The sequence below is a fragment of the Pseudomonas sp. UBA6753 genome, assembly GCF_002453565.1.
GTDB lineage: Bacteria > Pseudomonadota > Gammaproteobacteria > Pseudomonadales > Pseudomonadaceae > Aquipseudomonas > Aquipseudomonas putida_Z.
The window spans coordinates 19,197-19,551 of the sequence record NZ_DKHD01000005.1; the positions used below are offsets into that span (position 1 = coordinate 19,197).

The window sequence follows — 355 nt, forward strand, 5'->3', positions numbered from 1 at the left end:
GCCTGGATCGCCTTCGCCAACGACCCCTGGCCCCGTGCGGTACTCGACCGCTATCGGCAAGGCATCGCCGACAGTGACCCGGGCACCCTCGCCCGCTTCGTCGAAGTGGACCTGCACACCGCACGCAACGACCCTGCCAGCCTCGGCATCGCCATGACCGACAGCTTCCGCTTCGGCCTGGAACAGGTGCTGGAGTTCTCGACCTTTTCTTCTGCCAGGTTTACCAGCGCTCATGGCTTTTACAGCCGCCTGGGCCGCTGGCATGAAACCCGCACGCATGTGCGCAATGTCATCCAGCAGGAACAACTGCCCAATGGCCTGCTGGCGCTGACGCTGCCCGACCCGGTCGGCATGG

At 65.1% G+C, this 355-nt stretch carries 1 pseudogene; it reads left to right on the forward strand.

Annotated elements, in window-relative coordinates:
- Positions 1 to 355 (forward strand): annotated as a pseudogene (locus B2790_RS03490) (hypothetical protein); the annotation flags it as partial.